Here is a 5,033-nt window from a genome sequence, read left to right on the forward strand (position 1 = left end):
ATTTCCCCAAGGGGGGGGGGGGCGGGGGGGCGGGTGGACCCCCCCACCCGGCCGCGGGGACGGGATCGCCGGGCCGCCGGCCCGGGGGAAGGGATCCGCCGGGGCCGGCCCGTCCGGACCGGGGACGGTCCGGACGGGCGGGCCCGCCGCGGGTACGGGTCAGATCATGCCGAGCCAGTCCTCCATGGCCCGGGCCGTGGCCGGCGCCTCGTCCTCGACCATGGTGAAGTGGTCGCCCGGCACCTCCAGGACGGTGTGGGCGGTCTCCCACGAGGTCCGCCACTCGCCGACGTCGGGGATCACGTCGCCCGCCACGCCGCCGAGCCAGCTCTCCGGGCGCACCAGCAGGATGGGCGCGTCCAGGTCACGCAGCTCGAAGTCGTGGATCATGCCGATGTAGCGGCCCATGGCCGACAGCCGGGCGCTGTCGAACCGGCCGAAGGTGGCCTCCCGGTCGAGCAGGTTGACGGCCATCCGGCCGACGACCGCCTCCATGGCGAGCTGGGAGTCCGGCGGGTAGGTGTCCAGCAGCACGACGCCGGCCGGCCGTACGCCGCGGCTCTCCAGGTGCCCGGCGGTGGCGTGCGCGAGGATGCCGCCGGAGGAGTGGCCGACCAGTACGAACGGCTCGCCCTCGGCCGCCTGCAGGACGCTCTCGGAGAACACGTGGAGCACCACGTCGGTCGAGTTCGGCAGGCTCTCGCCGCGGGAGAAGCCGGGGATGGGCAGTGCGTACACGTCCCGCACCCCCCGCCAGTTCGCGGCGAACTTGGCGTGCTGGTGCACGCCTCCCATGGCCATCGGGGTGCTGAAGAGGATGACCTTGGGCTTCTTGGGGCCCTGGGCCAGCCGCTTCGGCGCGGGGACCTCGTCGCGGGTGAGCACCGGCCGGATGTTCGCCGCGGCGACCAGCAGGGCCTGCCCCTCCTCGACCTTGCCGGTCCGGACGGCCTCGCCGAACAGCGCGCTCAGCGTGTCGGCCGCCTGGCCGGTCGAGGCGGCCCGCCCGGTCTCCGGGGCGTCGGCGACGGCTGCGCCGCCCGCGGCGGCCAGCTCCTTGGCGAGCTGCCGGGCCAGCGCGACCGGGGTGGCGCAGTCGAACACCACCGTGGTGTCCAGCCGCAGTCCGGTCGCCGCGTTGAGGCCGTTGCGGAGCTCCACGGCGGTGAGGGAGTCGAACCCGGACTCCAGGAAGTCCTGCTCGGGGTCGACCGCCTCCGGCCCGGGGTGGCCGAGCACGGTGGCGGTGTGCGTCAGGACGAGGTCCTGGAGCACGGCCAGCCGCTCGTCCTCGCCGAGGACCGTGAGCCGGGCGCGGAGCACCTCCGGGTCGGCGGCGCCGGCGGCGCTGCGCCGTCCCTGCGGCACCAGGCCGCGCAGCATCGGCGGGACCGGCTCGGTCAGTTTGCGCCGCTCCACCTTCATCGGGACGAGGACGGGCTCGTCGGAGGCGAGCGCCGCGTCGAACAGCGCGAGCCCCTCGGCCGTGGAGAGCGGCGGCAGGCCGCCCCGCCCGGCGGGCTTGCGCTCGCCGGTCGCCGTGCCCATGCCGTCCCCGGCCCACAGTCCCCAGGCCAGGGACTGGGCGGGCCTGCCGTTGGCCCGCCGGTGGACGGCGAGGGCGTCGAGGAAGGTGTTGGCGGCGGCGTAGTTGCCCTGGCCCGGGCCGCCGAGCACGCCGGCCGCGGAGGAGAAGAGCACGAACGCCTTCACGTCCCCGGCCAGCTCGTGCAGGTTCCAGGCGGCGTCGGCCTTCGGCCGCAGCACGGTGTCGACCTTCTCCGGGGTGAGCGACGGGATGGTGCCGTCGCTCAGCACGCCGGCGGCGTGCACCACGCCGGTCAGCGGGTGCTCGGCCGGTACGGCGGCCAGCAGCGCGGCCAGCGCGTCCCGGTCGGCGGCGTCGCAGGCGGCGATCTCCACCTCGGCGCCCAGTCCGGACAGTTCGGCGGCGAGCGCGGCGGCGCCGGGCGAGTCGGCCCCGCGCCTGCTGGTCAGCAGCAGGCGCCGGACCCCGTGCCCGGTGACGAGGTGGCGGGCCACCAGGGCGCCCAGGGCGCCGGTGCCGCCGGTGACCAGGACCGTGCCGTCCGGGTCGAAGACGGCGGGGCCGTCCGCGCCGGGGGCGGGCGCCGCGGTCCGGGCCCGCACCAGCCTGGCCCGGTGCACGACGCCGCCGCGCACCGCCACCTGCGGCTCGTCCCCGGCGACGATGCCGCCGAGCAGGGCGCCGTAGGCGGACTCGGGGGTGCCGGGGTCGACGTCGACGAGGACGACGCGCCGTTCGCCCTCCGCCTGGGCGGAGCGGACCAGGCCCCAGACGGCGGCGCCCGCCAGGTCGGTGACGTCCTCTCCGCCGAGCGAGACGGCGCCCCGGGTGAGCACGGCCAGCGTCGCGGAACCGAACCGGTCCTCCCGCGCCCAGGCCCGCAGCGCGTCCAGCACCCGCCGGACGGCCGCCCGGACCTCCCCGGCACCGGCGGCGCCGTGGCCGACGCACGGCAGCACCACGACCGGCGGCACCGGCAGCGTCACGTCCGCGGCCAGCGCGTCGTAGCCGGCGCACGCCACGGGCGCCGCACCGGTGGCGGGCAGCGGCGTCCACTCGGTCCGGAACAGCCGGTCGCCGTGCACGCCGTGGGCCGCGGCGGCGCCCGCCGCGGTGATGGGGCGCAGCTTCAGCGCGTCGACCGAGGCGACCGGCGCGCCCGCCATGTCGGCGATCCGCAGCGCCACGCCGCCGGATCCGGTCGGGGACAGCCGCACGCGCAGCGCGGAGGCACCCGTGGCGTGCAGGGTGACGCCGGTCCAGGCGAAGGGCACGCTCGCGCCGGCCTCCCCGCCGTCCCCGCCGCCGGGGCCGGTGAGCGCCAGGGCGTGCAGGCCCGCGTCGAGCACCGCCGGGTGGAGTCCGAACCGGGCGGCCTCCCCGCTCTGCGCGGCGGGCAGGACGACCTCGGCGAACACCTCGCCGCCGTGCCGCCAGGCGCGGCGCAGGCCCTGGAAGGCGGGTCCGTAGAGCAGTCCGGCCGCCGCCATGTTGTCGTAGAGGCCGTCCAGCGGGAGCGGCTCGGCCCCGGCCGGCGGCCACTGCGCCAGGTCGAAGGTCTCCCCGCCCGCGCCGGGGGCGAGCAGTCCGCCGGCGTGCCGCACCCAGGTCGCGTCCTCACCGTCGGTGCCCTCCTCGGCGCGGGAGTACACGGCGACGGGACGGGTCCCGGCGTCGCCGGGCGCGCCGACCACGACCTGCACCTGGAGGCCGCCCTGCTCGGGCACCAGCAGCGGCGCCTCCAGCGTCAGCTCCTCCACCCGGTCGCAGCCCACCTGGTCCCCGGCCCGTACGGCCAGCTCGACCAGGCCGGTGCCGGGCAGCATGACCGCGCCGCCCACCATGTGGTCGGCCAGCCAGGGGTGGGTCGCCAGGGACAGGCGACCGGTCAGCACGGCGCCGTCGGAGTCGGCGGGGGCGGTGACGGCGGCGATGAAGGGGTGGTCGACCGCGTCGAGACCGGCGGCGCTCACGTCCGACGGCGTGCCCGCGCCCGCCGGCGCGGCGGTCCCGCCCGCCGGGGTGCGCGGCTCACCGGACGCCGGGGCGGTCCGCTCGACGGGCACGCCCTGCACCCGGAGCCGGGCCAGGGCGGTGGCCAGCGCGTAGGTCTCCGGCTGCGTCCGGTTCAGGACCGGCACCACGACCGTCTCGTCCGGTCCGGCGTCCCCGGAGGCGGCCAGGGTCTCCTGGGCCGCCGCCCGCACCGTGTCCGGGCCGAGCTCCACGAAGCAGGTCGCGCCCTGCTCGCGGGCGGCGCGCACGCCGTCGCCGAACCGGACGGTGTCGCGCAGCTGCCGGACCCAGTGGTCGGCGGTGACCGCCTCGCCCTCGGTGACCGTCCTGCCGGTCGCCCCGGAGACCAGCGGGATCTTCGGCGCGTGGAACACCGCCCGCCCGGCCGCCTGCCGGAACTCCTCCAGCACCGGTTCCACCAGCGGCGACTGGAAGCCGTGCCGGACGCCGAGCCTGCGGACCGTGCGGCCCTCGCGCTCCAGCCGCCCGGCGACCTCCAGCACGGCCGCCTCCGGGCCGGACAGCACCACCGACCGGGGGCCGCCGACCTCGGCGAGGGCGACCCGGTCGGTCAGCCAGGGGGTGATCTCCTCCTCGGTCGCGGTGACCTCGATCATCGCGCCGCGGCCCGGCAGCTCCCGCAGGAGCCGGCCCCGGGCGGCCACCAGCGCGCAAGCGTCGCGCAGGGACAGCACCCCGGCCACGTGCGCGGCCGCCAGCTCCCCGACCGAGTGCCCCACCAGGACGTCGGGGGTGAGTCCCTGGGCGGCCAGCAGCCGGAACAGCGCCACTTCCAGGGCGAAGACCGCGGCCTGCGCGAAGGGCGTCTGCTCCAGCAGCGCGGCCTCGGCCGTGCCCGCCTCGGCGAGCATCAGCGGGCGGAGCGGCCGGTCCAGGTGCCGGTCGAGCTGCGCGCAGACCTCGTCCAGCGCCCCGGCGAAGACCTCGGAGGCCGCGTACAGCTCCCGGCCCGTCCCCGCGCGGTGCGCGCCGTTGCCGGGGAAGAGGAAGGCGACCCGCGGCGCCGGACCGGCCGGGACCGGCGGCGGGGGCTCCTCCACCGCCTCGTGCCGGGCCTCGGCCGCAGGCTGCCCGGTGCGGCCCGCGTCCTCGCGCCAGTACGGCCTGCGCTGGAAGGCGTAGGTGGGCAGGTCCACCCGGCGGGCGCCGGACCCGGCGTAGAAGGCGTCCCAGTCGACGCGCACGCCGCACGCGTGCAGCCGGCCGGCGGCCGCGACCGCCGTGGCCGCCTCGTCCCGGCCGCCGCGCAGCGCGGCGACGAGGACCGCCTTGCCGGACTCCACGGACGCCTGGGCCATGCCGGTCAGCACCGCGTCCGGCCCCAACTCCACGAACCGCGACACGCCCTGGCCCTCCAGGAACCGCACCCCGTCGGCGAACCGCACCGCCTCACGCACATGCCGCACCCAGTACTCGGCCGTGAACTCCTCGACCACGGCTCCGGTGA

1 protein-coding gene is annotated in these 5,033 nt (G+C 77.9%); it reads right to left on the reverse strand.

Annotated features, from left to right (window positions below; genetic code table 11):
• Positions 1-159 precede the first annotated feature (159 nt).
• On the reverse strand, positions 160-5,022 hold the full coding sequence (locus tag ABD823_RS33400; RefSeq protein WP_344866773.1) for an SDR family NAD(P)-dependent oxidoreductase: 4,863 nt from the start codon (positions 5,020-5,022) through the stop codon (positions 160-162).
• Positions 5,023-5,033 lie beyond the last annotated feature (11 nt).

Origin of the sequence: Planomonospora alba (genome assembly GCF_039534085.1) — a bacterium.
GTDB classification, from domain to species: domain Bacteria; phylum Actinomycetota; class Actinomycetes; order Streptosporangiales; family Streptosporangiaceae; genus Planomonospora_B; species Planomonospora_B alba.